Raw genomic sequence first — 15,560 nt, forward strand, 5'->3', positions numbered from 1 at the left:
CGCTACCTCCCTAAAAAAAATAGTCTGAAGCTCAAAATGAGCTCAGACTATCTGATTATAATTTTTACATCAATCCGATTAAGTGGAAGACAATACCAACCACGAATAATCCAAGGATAATGATGATAGGTGATACTTTTTTCTTAAGTAACCACATACAGAACAATGTTAAACATAGTGCAGCAAGACCAGGGATCAAGCTGTCTAAGTTGTCTTGTAATGTAGTAACTTTAGAAGAAGTTAAAGATAAACCTGCTGCTTGTTGTTCCAAAGCAGATTTAATTCCTTCAGCACCAGCAGGTAATTTGTCCCACTCGATGTATGCACCTTTATCAAGTTTCACTGTAGATACTGTAGGCGCAAAGCTGATTGATACCCAACGGTTAACTAATGAACCCAAGATAAACATCCCCAGAATTGAAGCACCTTTAGTGATGTCTTGTAGTAATCCACCAGATAAATCTTCCGTGATTTTTGAACCAGCTTTGTAGCCGAATTCCTGTGTGTACCACATGAAAGCCATACGAATAATATTCCAACCTAAGAAATAGATGATTGGACCTAAGATATTACCGCTCATTGCAAGAGAAGCTGCTAATGCGCCAAGGATTGGTTTCACTGTGAACCAGAAAACTGGATCTCCGATACCAGCTAAAGGTCCCATCATACCAACCTTAACCCCTTGAATTGTTACATCGTCAACAGGTGCACCATTTGCACGTTCTTCTTCAAGTGCCAATGTAACCCCTAGAATTGGTGAAGCTACATATGGGTGAGTATTAAAGAACTCCAAGTGACGTTCTAGTGCAGCTGCACGGTCTTCTTTTGTTTTATATAATTTTTTGATTGCTGGAATCATTGAGAAAGCCCAGCCACCATTTTGCATACGTTCGTAGTTCCATGATCCTTGGATGAAAGTTGAACGCCACCAAACAGAAATACGATCTTTTTTCGATAATTGAATTCTTTCTTCTGCCATTTTCGTGTACGCCTCCTTTAGTAGTTATCTATGATATCGCCTAGTGGGTCACCAGTATTTGAGCCACCGCCGTTACCTGAACCGCCGCCTTGTTTAGAAAGGGCTAAGTAGATAAGAGCAAGAGCTACACCGATTGCACCAAGTCCGATAAGAGTAATTTCAGAAACAGTTGCCAATACGAAACCAATTGCAAAGAATGGCCATACTTCTTTTGTAGCCATCATGTTGATAACCATTGCATAACCTACAGCTACAACCATACCACCACCGATTGCTAAACCGTCTGTTAACCAAACTGGCATAGATTCAAGTAAGCCTTTCACAGGGCCTTCACCGATTGCCAAGATCAAAGCAGCTGGAATCGCAATACGAATACCTTGCATACAAATTGCTACAATATGCCATAATTCAACTTTTCTGAAGTTACCTTCTTTAGCAGCAGCATCCATCAAGTGAACGAAAGCCGTTGCGATTGTACGACAGATAATTGTTAATAATAGACCAGCTACAGCTAGAGGTACAGCGATCGCGATAGCTGAAGAAACCCCAGCTCTTCCTTGACCACCTAATACTAAAATAATTGCAGATGCAACAGATGCTAAAGCAGCATCGGGAGCTACAGCAGCGCCGATATTTGCCCAACCAAGAGCGATCATTTGTAAAGTACCACCTAAAATAAGGCAAGGTATTAAGTTCCCAGTAACTAAGCCGATTAACGTACATGCGATTACTGGTTGATGGAAATGAAATTCATCAAGAATTCCTTCCATACCAGCCAAAAATGCTACGATAACGACTAATATCATTTGAATAAAGTTTAATTCCATGATGTTAAGCCTCCATTTTTCTCTGATAGTTAAAACTATGCTTGTTTATTATTTTTTGTTTAGTTCTTCTTGTGCTTTTTTCAAGATTTCATCCATGTTTCCTTTTGAATCATTTGGTACTTTACGTACATCAAATTTGACGCCAGCGTCTTCAAGTTTACGGAAAGTATCAATATCATCTTGACTAAATGCCAATACTTTATTTGGTTGCACTTTACCTGGTGAATGAGCCATAGAACCAACGTTAACTGTTTCTAATGGTACGCCACCTTCAACCGCTCTTAAAACATCTTGTGGGTTTTCGAATAAAAGTAAAGCACGTTGTCCACCAAAGTGTTGGTCATCTTTAGCTAACTTGATCATTTGTTCAATTGGAACAACATGAGCTTTTACACCTGGAGGAGCAGCTTGTTGAATCAATTTTTTACGAAGTTCGTCTTTAGCTACTGCATCAGAAACAACAATAATACGAGTTGGGTTTGTTGTCTTTGTCCAAGCTGTTGCAACTTGTCCATGAAGTAAACGTGAATCAACACGAGCTAAAACATAACTAAACTTACCTGGAGTTCCAGATGCAGATTGCTGTACTTCAGCTTTTGGTGCTTCTTCTGGTTCCAACTCTTCAGGTTTAACCTTCACACCTTCTTTTGCAGTTTCAATGATATGTGCTGCAATTTCTTGCGCAGATTCCATTGAAAAACGAGAAGCATATGCTTCAATTAACATTGGCAAGTTCAAACCACTGACGATTGCCCATTTGTCTTTGTGTTCTTCAAACAATGTATTTGCTTGATTGAATGGAGTACCACCCCATAAATCAACTAAGAATAACACTTCGTCTTGATTGTCAAAAGAAGCAACAGCCTCTTCTAACTTGGCTCTCAAGTCATCTGGACCTTCGCTTGGTTTCAAAATAACTGCTTTAACGTTTTCTTGTTCGCCAAAGATCATTGAACCAGACTGTAAGATTCCTTCAGCAAACTGTCCGTGACTTGCTAGGATAATTCCTACCATACTTATACCTCCTATTTCTTTTTGTTGTAACAAAAATCAAAATTAAAAATAATTGCTAACCATTACAACAGATTGTTTGACTGACCACAACATCCAACTATGCCTTTTTTGCTTTTGCTAGTAGCTCCATCAAAAGAACTTTTCTGTCTGCAGGTACTTTGCGAATCTCTAACTCTACTTTTTGACTATCCAAATAGTTAAAAGCTTCTATATCGCGCTGATTTACTGAAACAAAATTAGTAATCATTGTTTTACCATCAGTAAAACTCATACCGCCAATATTTAATGAGCTGAGCTGTACACCACAGCGAACAATTGCTTCTACATCCTGAGGGTTGGTGAACAACAGCATTACTTTCGCATTTGCTAATAATCCACTTTGATAAACTTGAATCATCTTTTGAACGGTTATAACGTTCGCATGAATTCCTGGCGGTGCAGCCTCTTTTAACAGAAACTTTCTCAAATCATCTTTTGCCACCATATCGCTGACCACAATGATTCGTTCAACACCAGTCGATTTTGACCAAGCCGTCGCAACTTGTCCGTGGATTAAACGATCATCTATACGCGCTAATCGAATATCCATCTTCAAAACTCCTTTTTTCAAACTACTTCACAGAAACCCCTATCATTTCTGTGAAAGCAACCAATTCCTAGCACACTTATATAAAAGCAAGAAGCGTGCCAACTTTTAAACAATACACTACTGGTTCTTTAAGCTTTTTTAAACAATACACAAAAAAGATACACTTCTTTAGTGTATCTTTTTTGTGTATTGTTTATTTAGTGTGTTACACCTTGGCCAACTGATTATGAATCAAGCGCAAAATATAATAGCTTTCAACTAAAGGAATCTTGAGATTCACTCTTTCTTCCAATGGAACAATTAAATTTTGAAGCATCCTATAAAATGGGTCTTGAACTGTTTCATCCAGCTCTTCTTTCTCAGCAGTTAGCGGTTCATTTAATACGATTCGTTCGATCATTCCTGCGGTGTGCATGACCAAATTGATTTTAAAACCGTATTCCCTACTAGCCAGTCCAATACTTTCTGTCACATGCTCAGCAAAGTCCCAAATAGGATCAATCAGCTTTCTTCCATTAATAAACGTAAAGTTATCTGATATAAATTCCACGCAGGTTTCTTTCGCTGTTTCCTCGGTTAAAGAAACATCTGGTGTTTCTTCTAAATCTGCTTCAAGCAACAGTTGATCTAAAATCAATTCGATATTTTGATCAATGAATCGTTCTAGTGGAATAAATGGCGCTGCAATTTTAGGATCAGTGATTCCCGTTGTAGCAATCACTTGATAATCTGCTTGAATACGTGGTAGTTCTTTTTCTAATTCAACGATGGACAAAGCTAAAACCGTCAGTTCTGCTTCTTGTCGCTTACTTACCGCACGTTCGATCAATTCTTTGATTCTTTTTGCCGTACCTTCACCCGAAGCACAAATAGCTAAAATTGCTTTTTGCTCTTGGACTGGCTTCTCAATAACTGGTGCAGGAGAAACGGCCGCGTAACCACGAAAGTTTTTTAAGGAGTCATAAAGCGTATCTAAGTCTGTGCCTAGGACAGAAACTTTTCGAACAGTTTCTAAGACTAATGAGGTCGTCACCATGTCGACTGTTCGAATGGGAACCCCTGTATCTCGTTGAATTTGGGTATTGAATGAAGCCAACGACCCCATATCAACCAACAACACAACCCCACTTCCCTCATCAACTTCTTGAACATTTCGTTCAATGCGACTAAGTGCAGTTTTAGGATCCATGTCCAACGGCATATCGACTGCTCGAACATTATCAACATCTAAAAGTTGTTTCACCACTTGAACCATGCTACTAGCTGTGCTATTCCCGTGAGCTGCAACGACCACTCCGATTCGTCCAGTAGCTTGATTGGCTCTTAAAGAAACTAACAAGACCGTCAAATAATAATCTTCACTTTCCGGAATACGAACTTGAAAATATTCTTCAATGTATTTACGTACTTCTTTTGCAACAGCATACTCTTCTGGAAAATCAAATGTCATTTCTCGAATATTATCATTGGTATGTCGTTCTTCACCTAAATTGATTTTTTTCAAAAATGAACTGATATGCAAACTCATTGCATAAATAAAATTCTGTTGAAATTCATAAGGTAAAGAGTTCTTAACCATACTATAAATTTGATGTGTCACTTCGATTACTTTAGGATCAACAAATTCAGCTAACTTATTGTCAGCATTGAAAGAAAAACCATGATCTTTATAGAAAGATTTCAAATGAATATTGATATCTGTCGAAATAAAATGGTTGATTGCTTCTTGATCTAAGCCATCAGATTTCAACAAAGCCGCTTTATCTCCAATAATATCGTATAAGTTATAAGGTAATTCATACGAATCTGATTGAATTTTCATCACATCATCGTTTGGTACGATTGTTAGCTTCGGTTCTAAAATTTTTGATAGCTCTGCCATTGCTACTCGGTTGCTAGCTAATTGGATCAGACCACTTCGAATTCCTTCAGTTAAATCACTAACCGTAATCGAAATTTCGGGTGAGTTCATATGATTCAGGAATCCACGCGCACAAATCAATTGGATATTTGATTTCAATTGTCCAATATTCCCATAAGTAACGCTACCAATCAAGGCTTTGGCAACATCTTCTGTCAGAGAAATTTTTCGTTGAATTCGATTCGCTTCGTGAGCAATCATGATTTTTACCAAATCGACTTTTTCATTAGCAGGTCGCTTTTCAAAAGACGGCAACTGAATGTTGATTGGAATTCGTCTCACAAAAGTTTCTAATAAAGAAGAACCTGGGTCTTCTGTTGTTGCGCCAACGATCCGGACATTTGCTTCATGTGATTTTGTCGTCTCACCCAATCGGCTATAAGTTCCATGATCCATAAAATAAAAAATCATTTCTTGTCCTTCTGGTGGTAAGCGATGAATTTCATCTAAAAAGAGCATCCCGCCATCTGCCTGGTCGATAATCCCCATTTTTTCTTCAGCCGCGCCAGTAAATGCTCCTTTGGTATAACCAAAAAGATGACTCATCAATAATTCTGGATTATTCGCATAATCGGCACAATTAAACACAATCAATTCATTTTCTTCATCAATGACATGATTTGCTTTGGCAAAATGAAACATTGCATGTGCAAAATAGGTTTTTCCAGAACCAGTTGGTCCCGTAATTAAACAATTTAATCCTCTAGGTGGATATAAAATAGCAGCTTTCGCCTGTTCAACAGCATTTTTCATACTGCCATTTTCACCGATAATTTTGGAAAAAATATCTTTTGTATCAATATGAACGATTGGTTCTTCAACTGGTAGAACATCTTCTTTGTAACTAACCACGTGCTTGCTTACAGGTTTTTGATATTCGTCTGCCTTTTGATATATGTAACGGACTGGTCTGCCATCGGACTTGACTAATTTCCCTTCACGAACTAGCTGGTTTAAATCTTTACTGCTATTTGTTCGTTGAATTCCTAATATTTCAGCAATTTCTTGAGTAGTTACTCCTTGATCTGCTTCTACTTTTGTTAAATGAGCGGTTTTTTCTTTGACATAGAGATAAATTCGGTCAATACGCTTTGTCAATTGATACGCCCCTTCCTGTGTTTCCAAATTTCCTGCTACACTATTTTCCTTACTATTATAGAACAAACATAACTAAAAATAGCTAACTACAAAACATAATACTATGGATTTCTAGAGGATTCGTCAACTATTTACCTCATGCTTTTTCAAAATAAACGAAACATTTGTTAAACAAGTATTTACTTTTATACACTATTGTTCTTTTTTCATTAAAAAAACTTTCTTTAAAAGTAACTAAAACTATCATTTTTTACAGTCAATTCACTTGTATTATTTAGTACCGCACTTGGAACTTTTTCACCAATCAGTGATGCGAATAAACATGTGCCCAGCAAGAACAAACAACCAAAATTTTTAATTTCTTTTTATATTTACTATTCACATAGTGAAAATAAAAAAATTATTTATTCAGTCACTTTCCCTATATTTATTCTATTTCTTTTATTAAGTTGAATTTTATCAAAATTGTCATTTAGAATAGCTGAATACATAATGCAAACTACAGAAGGCTTCAATTGATGATGTTTTCATCAGAATCGTTGGCAACGTTTCTCTTTCATCGTCTTAGTTTATAACAAAAAACTGTAGGACAAAGAATTTTTCCTTTGTCCTACAGTCTGAGAAACCTGACGTCTGTCAAATTTCTTTTTATTCAATGATACTTGTCATACACACAATATTTTTTAACATAGATCTTACATTACAATGTTTTACCAACCCGCAAAATAACCAATGATTACTTGCATCAACCGTCCAAACCAAACACTTACCAACAGGCAGGCAACCAGCCCAAATAAAACTTCAGCTACAAACAACAACACTTGAAGCAACGGATGCCCATTTAGGTTCACTGATTTTACCTTCATCAAAAGCCCTTCTTTTGTCCTGTGACTTATTCACTCCCCCAACTTTCCTTCACCATACAATGTATCTAAAATATTTACCATAGACAAAATTTACAAACTGTTTGGTTCCGCTTTCTTCCCACCTGTTCTTTCAATTATTTTTTCCTTCTTGGCTCTGGCAACTTCTTTGAAAAATCCGTGCGCCCTAACAAAAAATCTAAATTTGTCTCAAAAAAATCAGCGAGTGCAATCAAAATATATAGCGGAACTTCCCGTTCACCACGCTCATATTTTGAATAGACAGAATAATCACAGTGAAGATGTTCAGCTAATTTTCGAATCGTTAGCTGATGCTGCTTACGTAAATAATATAGTTTCTTCATAATGAAATCCTTTTTTGCTAATTATATAATGCGCTTTTCTCAATCGGTCAATTGTGGACAAAAAGACCACTTGTTTCAGTAAACCAGACTACACAACACGATGAATGACTTGCTCTAACTTCCCTTCTTTCTTCATTTTATTTTGACAACCGCAAATTTGTTCTTTCTATTATTCCCTTTATTGCGAAAGAAAAATGAACATGCTATTCTTAAAATTGATAACACTACACCAACATTTCGGAAAAAGGTGATTTTATGATTCCAAAGTATGAACAAATCAAACAAGATTTACTAACTGAAATCAAAACAAATAAATTTGTTCCAGGTGATAAATTTTATTCAGAAGCTGCGATTAAGCAAAAGTATGCCGTCAGCTCAATCACAGCGGTTAAAGCACTCAATGAGCTAACGAATGCCGGCTACCTTTATCGAGTACAGGGAAAAGGCACTTTTATTTCACGATCAAAAGTAGCAGAAACTGTCAAATTCTCAGATCTTGAACGGAATTCATTTGATAAAGAACACGTCACTGTATTATCCATCGAAGAAAAAAATGATGCCACGATTTTGCATGAATTAAAATTACCTAGCGATGAAACCTATTACAAAATCAAACGCGTTCGTTACTTTGATGAAACGCCTTTCTTGGTTCACCTTACTCACTTACCCAAAAAGCTAATGAAGCAACCACTTGCAGATGACTTATCAACTTACACAAGTGTCTACGAACGAATCCGTTTAGATTTCGGTATCGATCTTTTTTCCTTAGCATCTGTTGAAACAAATGAAATTGTCTTTCCTGATGATCCCGAGTTGCTTCGTTTGTTGAATCTAAGTTTTAGAGAGCCTGCTGTCAAACAGGTCAAACATTCTTACCTACCAGATAAAAGTGTTGCGGAGTATATCGTTAGTTACAAACATTGGAAATATTTCAAAACAAAAATTGAAGTAGAAGCAAAATAAATTAGCGACATTCTTTAGGTACTTTTTATTTAAAAATTACTTAGCCAATAGGTCATCAAAAAATTATACAAACTTGCTTAAAAACAAAAAAGCTCCATCCCTCGCCAAGCGAGGGATGGAGCTAACTGTTTATTAAGCTTCTTGAGCTACTGGATAAACAGACACTTGTTTTTTGTCGCGGCCTTTACGTTCGAAACGTACTACGCCATCAACTTTAGCAAATAAAGTGTCGTCTCCACCAATACCCACGTTTACACCTGGATAGATTTTTGTACCGCGTTGACGGTAAAGAATTGATCCACCTGTAACAGTTTGTCCATCAGCACGTTTAGCACCTAAACGTTTTGATTCTGAGTCACGGCCGTTAGATGTAGAACCGCCACCTTTTTTGTGGGCAAATAATTGAAGATTCATAGATAATAACATGGTCTGCACCTCCTATTTATCAGTAATTGTTTTAATTTGGATATATTCTGAATTCTCAGCTTCTATGGATTGTAAACCTAATAAAAGATTTTCCAGTAGAATTTCGGCAATATTCGTTTGTTCCTGTGTCATGATTGAGCTAACTTCGGTATAAAGATACCCGCCGTCTTCTTCATTCACGTCAACAATCGGATCAAAACCAGCTAATGAAGCAATCCCATTGACTGTGCTGATTGCTAATGCAGAAACACCTGCACATACAATATCACTTCCATAAGGACCCGCATCAGCATGCCCTGTCAAAGTAAATGAAACGATTTGACCTGCGTCATTTCGCTTAAATGTTCCTTTGATCATCATTCAGGCCTTCTTTCTCAAACACTAATTAAGCGTTGATTGCGTCGATAACCACTTTTGTGTATGGTTGACGGTGACCTTGTTTGCGGTGTGAATGTTTTTTAGGTTTGTATTTGAAAGTAACGACTTTCTTTTGTTTGCCGTGTTTTTCAACAGTTCCTTCAACAGTTGCACCGTTGACTGTTGGAGCGCCTACTTTTGTAGATTCGCCACCTACTAAAATAACTTCGTCAAAGACAACTTTTTCACCTGCTTCAACGTCAAGTTTTTCGATGTAGATTGCTTGACCAACTTCAACTTTTACTTGTTTACCACCAGTTTTAATAATTGCGTACATGCTATAAAGCACCTCCTTATTTTATACTTAGACTCGCCATCCTAAGTGACAGCCAGGCTGTGCTTACTACTTATTCTGTGCGGTTGTAGCTGTGGAGTCCACAATTACAACGTTACTAGCTTAACAAAATAAACACTATCCGTCAACTAAAATTTCTGATCTTTCTGACCTCTTTAGTCGCATTTTTTTCTCTATCCTTTTATACTAAAAAAGAGTCAAACGAAAAATGAAAGTAGATGAACGCATGAACTACCCTACTACATTAGTGAAAGAAGTAAAACAACGAATGAATAATCGACCTGTCGAAGGTTTTGTCGCAGGGCAAGGTTCTCTTAAACCAAAAATAATGTTTGTTGGTGAAGCTCCAGGAAAAAACGAAGTTGAAAACCATATCCCTTTCAGCGGACAAGCAGGGAAAGAATTGATGGCCTGCCTTGAAGGACTGAAGTTAACCAGGGCAGATGTCTACATTACTAGTGCAGTTCGCAGTCGACCTTATCGTGTTGTTGAACGAATAAATAAGCGAACTCATGAAAAAGAAATCGTTTATCCAAACAGAACCCCGACTAAAGCTGAAGTGTTTGCACACGCCCCCATTCTCGACTATGAAATTGCCAAAATCAAACCTGATTTAATTGCTACTTTAGGAAATATCGGCCTACAACGTTTACTAGGAAAAGACCACACTGTTTCAAAAAATCATGGGCAATTATATGTGGGACCCGTTTTAGAATTGAACAAACAGAAAACACACTACGAATGGTCAAAGAAAACTTATCGCATTGTTCCCCTGTTTCATCCTGCTGCTATTTTTTACAATCGTTCTTTAGCTCCACTTATTAAGCAAGACTGGGAAATACTGGATACGCTCATCAACGATACAAGAAAAGGAAGCTCTGAATAATCTCAGGCTTCCTTTTTTAGTTTAGTTATTTCTTTTATTAATTCGTTTCATATCGTGCATGTAATGCAGACAATGCATGTGCTACGGTTTGATGTTGTTCCGTGCTTTCTCCTTGCCACAAGTGTTTCATATATTTTTCTACTTCTGGTTGGAGGGAAGTATAGATAACTAGTTGGCCTCTTTCGTCTGCATTCGTTTGAAATTCGTCAAAGACAGACAGCGCCGTCAGGTCAATACTCGGAACACCACGCATCGAAAAGATAATGCCATCTTGGTCACTCAACTCAGCTAATTTTGATTTTAATTTTTCTGATGACATGAAAAACAAAGGGCCACTGATATAAACAACTGTCCAGTCTTTTAATTTTTCAGTTTCAGGTAAATCCATTCGTTTCCAATCAATTGTTTCAAGCGAAATCGTAATCGCCGCACTTTTCATGACAAAGAAAATGCACCCGCCAATGATTCCGATGACGATTGCAATACTTAAATCAAAAACAACCGTACAAATCATTGTTAGGAAAAATAGAAGAATAGAAGTCCAATATTTTTTTGAAAACAACTCGCGGATGGTTTCCCACTCATTCATTCGCCAAGCAGTAACAATCAAAACACCCGCCAATGCAGGCATCGGAATTTGAGACATCACTGGTGCGAAAACGAGCATAGATAGGAATAGAACACCGGCATGAATGATTCCAGCTAGACGTGTCTGAGCACCTGATTTAATCGCAACACTCGTTCGAGCAATTGCGGCTGTCGCAGGAATCCCACCAAAGAAAGGTAATAACAAGTTACCGATTCCTTGCGCCACTAATTCTTGATTACTATCTAATGGTTTGTTTGCCATTCTTCCAGCTGACGCCCCGCATAATAAACTCTCGACCATTCCTAAAAGTGCAATGCTGACTGCCGGAACTGCTACTTGTTGTAAATCGGCAATCTGAAAATCACTTAAAACTAAACGATTGCTACTAATTATTGTCTGTGGAATTTTACCTACCGTCGCCACAGGCAAATGAAAAATCAACATGGCACCTGTCGCAAGAATAATTGCTAAAAGCGAGCTTGGCATTTTTTGTGCCCAGCTTTTCGGATAAAAAGCCATTCCCAGAATCACTAAACTTCCCATGAACAAGGCGCTCCAATTAACTGTAAACCCTAACGTCTGATAACTGCTTAATTTTTCAATCACATTCGCGCCTTGTGAATGAACACCAAATAAATTATCCACTTGGCCCAAACCAATAATGATTGCGATTCCTGACGTAAAACCGGTAATTACCGGTGCCGGAATAAAAGAGGTTAATGTTCCCAACCGAAAAATTCCGGCAATCAACAAGAAAATCCCAGCTAAGAAAGTCGCCAGCAACACACCATGGATTCCTTGCGTTGCTACAATGGACATTAAGATTGCTGCCATTGCCCCAGTTGGTCCAGAAATTTGATAAAAACCACCTGACAAACCACCAATAATGACACCAGCTAAAATAGCAGTAATCAATCCTGCCGCCGCATCAGCACCACTTGAAACCCCGAACGCTAACGCAAGAGGCAAAGCAACTGCTGCAACAGTTACACCTGCCAACAAATCTTTTTGAAACTTTGCTAAATCATACCCTGAAAATTCTTTTTTTAACAACAAACGATAATTTTTGAACAACCTACAAACTCCTTTTCATGAAAATTTCTTAAATACACAATCATTAGGATAGCATAATTTTAGTCTAAAAGTAAGAACATTCACAAAGTCCTGTTATCATTAATCAGCTTTGCTACTACTGAACTAAAAAACGTGAGAAAATATATTAAAATAAATAGAACAAGAGGTAGACCAAAAAAATCTCTTCTTGATCTGCCTCTTGTCGTGTTCAATTATTCTTTTCTTTAGTTGTTTGCTTTTTATCGTAAAAAAGTCAGCTAGTCAATAATTCACTGATTTTATTTAAGGTTTTTCGATTGCGAACAGTAAAAGAATCATCGAGTTTTGTCAATTTATTTCCCAGTTTAGAATTCCGAATACTCTGCGCACTCAAGAAATAAATTTCTCTTTTTCCAACAAAAACCTTGTCTTGCCCTACAAATTCTTCAGCCAGCTTTGCTACAGCAGACGCATCGATTTCTTGATTGCCGAGATAAAAATACACGTGCTCGACCTCTGGCAAATGATCATTCATTTTCTGGATTTCAGCTTCTGTAAATGGAAACTCAGCTAAGATAGTTGCAAATTCCTCAGCTGTTCGTAAAACAATTTTGCTCTCAAAACCAAATCGTTCAACAAATGCTCTGACAAGTTCAGACATAATCATTGTTTCTGGTCTATTTGACTCAAAAATGACATTCCCACTTTGAATATACGTTTTGACATTTTGATAACCTAAATCACTAAATAATACTCTTAAATCAGCCATCTTAATGCGATTTTTACTTCCAACATTGATTCCCCGAAAAAATGCGATATAGTTCATTTGTATACTCCTTCTTTCTCGTTCTCGCTCTGCTTAACTAAATGAAGGATGGGATAATTTTTCCCAAAACCATCTATTTGGTCCTCTGAATCAATTGTAAATCCATGTTTCAAATAAAATGCTTTAGCGTTTTTATTTTGCGCGTTGACATCTATTTTTTGAATGTTTTTATTTTCTAATAACCAAACTAAAATTTTACTGCCATATTTTTTTCCCATAAACTCTGGGTTAAGAAATAGCATTGCTAACTCTTCATCCTGTGTACCACTAAATCCTAGCAACTGTTCATCATCGTACCATAACAAGAGTTCAACAGCATTCAAGTAGTTTGGTATAGCTTCTTGATAAAACACAAAATCTTTTTGTGATAAAAAGTTATGTGTTTCTTTAACTGATTTCCCCCAAACTTCTAGTACTTTAGGGTAATCATCCAGTACAGCTTTTTTATGCGTCAACATATGCTTTCTCCCTAACTTTAATAATAAATTTTTCTGGTGCTGAATGGATTATTTTTGTATCTATTTTCTCAAATGCATCTAGTTATTTGTTGATGATACGAACTATTTTTCGATAAATTCTATCTATTTTGAAGTGTCAAATAGACGCATTTAAAAGACCTAGCTAACCCAACTGCTTCTAACTTTAACTGAGTAAAAACTTTTACCACAAGTTTGACACAAAAACAAAAAACCGTTAGAAACAAACGTTTCTAACGGTTTTTATACGTCACAGGAGGGATTCGAACCCCCGACCGTCCGCTTAGAAGGCGGATGCTCTATCCAGCTGAGCTACTATGACCTCACATGTTTATCACATGAATTAGCGCAACAAGGTAATTATAGAGAAACAAAAAGATTCTGTCAATAAGAATTTAGTTATTTAATTGCAAAAAGTTTTCAACAAAATCATAGAATTCAAAATAAAAGCTTTTTTTCTACGTATCTTTTTGTGAAGGCTTAGATTAGACAATTTACTAAATTAATTTCACAAAAAAGACTGGGATCTCTCCTTCCCAGCCAGATAACTATTTTTATTTTCTTTTTAGAATCAGTGATTGCTTAGTTCTGATTGTTTATTGAACTTCAGCTAATGAAACATCATCAGCTTCTTTAGTAATCATAATCACACCATCACCCAACGGCAAGATGCTTGATGTTAGTCCAGGATGATTCATGACAACTCTTAGAAATTCATTTAATTTACGATGAATTGCTCGTTTTCCTCTGGGAATTTCTTCATCTGGTAATAAAATTGTGCCGCCTTGAAAAATATCATCTACCATCAGCACCCCGCCTTTTCTTAATAAACGCAAACATTCTGGAAGGAACTCAATATATTTTGACTTCGCACTATCCATAAAAATAAAATCGTATGGGCCTATCAATGTTGGCAAAATTTCAGCTGCTTGTCCTTCAAGTAACGTTACTTTATCTGTTAAACCAAGACGTTCATAATTTTTTTTCGCTTTTTCAATCATTACATCAAAACGATCAATCGTTGTAACGTGGCCTACCTCACTAATTGAAGTTGCCATCAAGCTAGACGAGAAGCCTATGGCAGCGCCAATTTCTAATATATTTTCTGGTTTCATTTGACCAAGGAAAAATTTCAAAAAGAGTGCCGTTTCATGAGGAATGACAGGAACTCCTGCCTCATGCGCCTCTTCTTCAAGAAGCCCTAGCTCACCAGGTAATTTTTTTTGTTGTGTTCGCATAAAATCCAGTAATTCTTCCTTTATAACTGGACGATGCATCATTTCATTGCGCATACTTCTCCTCCTCTTTCCAACATTATACTTAGAACAAATTTATTGTACAAGTTACTAAAAGTTTTTCTTAGCAAAAAAAGTTCGACAGAAATTCTGTCGAACTAAGTATTTGATCAAATCATTCTACAATTTTTCTTTTTCCGAAATTCATCTACCGTGTTCCACGTCGTGACAGCAGTTAAACAAAATGCCATACCCCAAAACAAGATATTCATTTTCGAAAAGCTATCTTTAGCCAGTAGCGCACCTACATAGGGAATTTGAAAAACTGGTTTTCCAATTACACTTCGTGGTTTTATCATGCCTGATTCAACTTGTGTCTGCGTATCTGCTTTCGTATAAAAATATTCTTGGTTCTCACCTGCAGCGACCACACGTCGGGTTTTCACTCGCTCACCAGAATTTTCATAATAAGTAATGACGTCACCAACTAAAATATCTTCCGCTTTTTGTGGTCGAACATAAACCACACTTCCGTTTGAATACAGTGGAGCCATATCTTTATCAGTAACAATTTGTGGTGTTAGGCCAAGCAAGTGTGGCAATAAAACAATACATAAGATAATGGCTAAAAATAGAATCAATACAATTGAGCCAATAAGAGTTATTTTTTTGTTAAAAGGCACCGTTTTCCACCTCAATTCCCTAATTTACTAAAGTAACAATATAATAACACAAATT

17 protein-coding genes, 1 tRNA gene and 1 other annotated feature are annotated in these 15,560 nt (G+C 36.8%); of the genes, 2 read left to right on the forward strand and 16 right to left on the reverse strand.

All coding sequences use genetic code 11. From position 1 onward, the window contains the following. Nucleotides 1-64: 64 nt before the first annotated feature. The 7 genes from IGJ66_RS08820 to IGJ66_RS08850 form a co-directional block, all read right to left on the reverse strand. Nucleotides 65-979, reverse strand: a complete 915-nt coding sequence (locus tag IGJ66_RS08820) for a PTS system mannose/fructose/sorbose family transporter subunit IID (RefSeq protein ID WP_067480490.1) — start codon at nucleotides 977-979, stop codon at nucleotides 65-67. A gap of 17 nt (nucleotides 980-996) precedes the next feature. Beyond that, nucleotides 997-1,806: a PTS mannose/fructose/sorbose transporter subunit IIC gene (locus IGJ66_RS08825; RefSeq protein ID WP_067480487.1), complete on the reverse strand. Its 810-nt coding sequence runs from the start codon at nucleotides 1,804-1,806 to the stop codon at nucleotides 997-999. 48 nt (nucleotides 1,807-1,854) lie between these two features. Further along, nucleotides 1,855-2,820, reverse strand: coding sequence for a mannose/fructose/sorbose PTS transporter subunit IIA (locus IGJ66_RS08830; protein WP_067480484.1), 966 nt, complete (start codon nucleotides 2,818-2,820; stop codon nucleotides 1,855-1,857). 97 nt (nucleotides 2,821-2,917) lie between these two features. Then, complete coding sequence (locus tag IGJ66_RS08835; protein WP_067480482.1) at nucleotides 2,918-3,409, reverse strand: mannose/fructose/sorbose PTS transporter subunit IIB; 492 nt, start codon at nucleotides 3,407-3,409, stop codon at nucleotides 2,918-2,920. A gap of 205 nt (nucleotides 3,410-3,614) precedes the next feature. Then, complete coding sequence (locus IGJ66_RS08840; protein WP_067481324.1) at nucleotides 3,615-6,428, reverse strand: sigma 54-interacting transcriptional regulator; 2,814 nt, start codon at nucleotides 6,426-6,428, stop codon at nucleotides 3,615-3,617. A 710-nt stretch (nucleotides 6,429-7,138) separates the two neighbouring features. Further along, nucleotides 7,139-7,294 carry a hypothetical protein gene (locus IGJ66_RS08845; RefSeq protein ID WP_157495812.1) on the reverse strand — a complete coding sequence of 52 codons (156 nt, stop codon included), beginning with the start codon at nucleotides 7,292-7,294 and terminating at the stop codon, nucleotides 7,139-7,141. A 134-nt stretch (nucleotides 7,295-7,428) separates the two neighbouring features. Next, nucleotides 7,429-7,656 carry a helix-turn-helix domain-containing protein gene (locus IGJ66_RS08850; protein ID WP_067480478.1) on the reverse strand — a complete coding sequence of 76 codons (228 nt, stop codon included), beginning with the start codon at nucleotides 7,654-7,656 and terminating at the stop codon, nucleotides 7,429-7,431. A gap of 255 nt (nucleotides 7,657-7,911) precedes the next feature. Between IGJ66_RS08850 and IGJ66_RS08855 the strand changes: the two genes are divergently transcribed. Continuing rightward, nucleotides 7,912-8,619 carry a GntR family transcriptional regulator gene (locus tag IGJ66_RS08855; RefSeq protein ID WP_071868197.1) on the forward strand — a complete coding sequence of 236 codons (708 nt, stop codon included), beginning with the start codon at nucleotides 7,912-7,914 and terminating at the stop codon, nucleotides 8,617-8,619. Between the two features lie 132 nt (nucleotides 8,620-8,751). On the opposite strand, the gene rpmA is transcribed toward IGJ66_RS08855, so the two are convergent. From rpmA to rplU, 3 genes are read right to left on the reverse strand one after another with little or no spacing between them, the layout of a single operon-like run. After that, complete coding sequence (gene rpmA / locus IGJ66_RS08860) at nucleotides 8,752-9,045, reverse strand: 50S ribosomal protein L27 (protein ID WP_010751514.1); 294 nt, start codon at nucleotides 9,043-9,045, stop codon at nucleotides 8,752-8,754. Between the two features lie 12 nt (nucleotides 9,046-9,057). Then, the gene (locus tag IGJ66_RS08865) at nucleotides 9,058-9,402 is read right to left on the reverse strand and encodes a ribosomal-processing cysteine protease Prp (RefSeq protein ID WP_067480472.1); all 345 of its coding nucleotides are present in this window, start codon (nucleotides 9,400-9,402) and stop codon (nucleotides 9,058-9,060) included. Between the two features lie 28 nt (nucleotides 9,403-9,430). Next, nucleotides 9,431-9,739, reverse strand: coding sequence for a 50S ribosomal protein L21 (rplU, locus tag IGJ66_RS08870; RefSeq protein ID WP_067480469.1), 309 nt, complete (start codon nucleotides 9,737-9,739; stop codon nucleotides 9,431-9,433). A gap of 19 nt (nucleotides 9,740-9,758) precedes the next feature. Then, nucleotides 9,759-9,834: a sequence feature (ribosomal protein L21 leader region), on the reverse strand. Nucleotides 9,835-9,983: 149 nt separating this feature from the next. Between rplU and IGJ66_RS08875 the strand changes: the two genes are divergently transcribed. Then, nucleotides 9,984-10,643, forward strand: coding sequence for a uracil-DNA glycosylase (locus IGJ66_RS08875; protein WP_067481322.1), 660 nt, complete (start codon nucleotides 9,984-9,986; stop codon nucleotides 10,641-10,643). Nucleotides 10,644-10,680: 37 nt separating this feature from the next. Here IGJ66_RS08875 and IGJ66_RS08880 read toward each other — a convergent pair whose 3' ends face one another. The 6 genes from IGJ66_RS08880 to IGJ66_RS08905 all read right to left on the reverse strand — a co-directional run bounded on the left by IGJ66_RS08880 (nucleotide 10,681) and on the right by IGJ66_RS08905 (nucleotide 15,505). Continuing rightward, nucleotides 10,681-12,306: a SulP family inorganic anion transporter gene (locus IGJ66_RS08880; protein WP_067480466.1), complete on the reverse strand. Its 1,626-nt coding sequence runs from the start codon at nucleotides 12,304-12,306 to the stop codon at nucleotides 10,681-10,683. A 253-nt stretch (nucleotides 12,307-12,559) separates the two neighbouring features. Continuing rightward, nucleotides 12,560-13,111 (reverse strand): DUF1697 domain-containing protein, encoded by a 552-nt coding sequence (locus IGJ66_RS08885; RefSeq protein ID WP_368026919.1) that lies wholly within the window; start codon nucleotides 13,109-13,111, stop codon nucleotides 12,560-12,562. Then, entirely contained in the window at nucleotides 13,108-13,569 is a 462-nt protein-coding gene (locus IGJ66_RS08890; protein WP_270608094.1) for a GNAT family N-acetyltransferase, read from the reverse strand. Before IGJ66_RS08890 ends, IGJ66_RS08885 begins: the two co-directional genes overlap by 4 nt. A 266-nt stretch (nucleotides 13,570-13,835) precedes the next feature. Continuing rightward, a tRNA-Arg gene (locus IGJ66_RS08895) sits at nucleotides 13,836-13,909 on the reverse strand. Between the two features lie 274 nt (nucleotides 13,910-14,183). Next, a complete protein-coding gene (locus IGJ66_RS08900) occupies nucleotides 14,184-14,879 on the reverse strand; it encodes an O-methyltransferase (protein ID WP_067480457.1) in 696 nt (231 codons plus the stop codon). A 113-nt stretch (nucleotides 14,880-14,992) separates the two neighbouring features. After that, nucleotides 14,993-15,505 carry a signal peptidase I gene (locus IGJ66_RS08905; RefSeq protein WP_067480455.1) on the reverse strand — a complete coding sequence of 171 codons (513 nt, stop codon included), beginning with the start codon at nucleotides 15,503-15,505 and terminating at the stop codon, nucleotides 14,993-14,995. Nucleotides 15,506-15,560 lie beyond the last annotated feature (55 nt).

The organism is Enterococcus sp. DIV0176, from assembly GCF_050528535.1.
Taxonomy (GTDB): Bacteria; Bacillota; Bacilli; order Lactobacillales; family Enterococcaceae; genus Enterococcus_B; species Enterococcus_B thailandicus.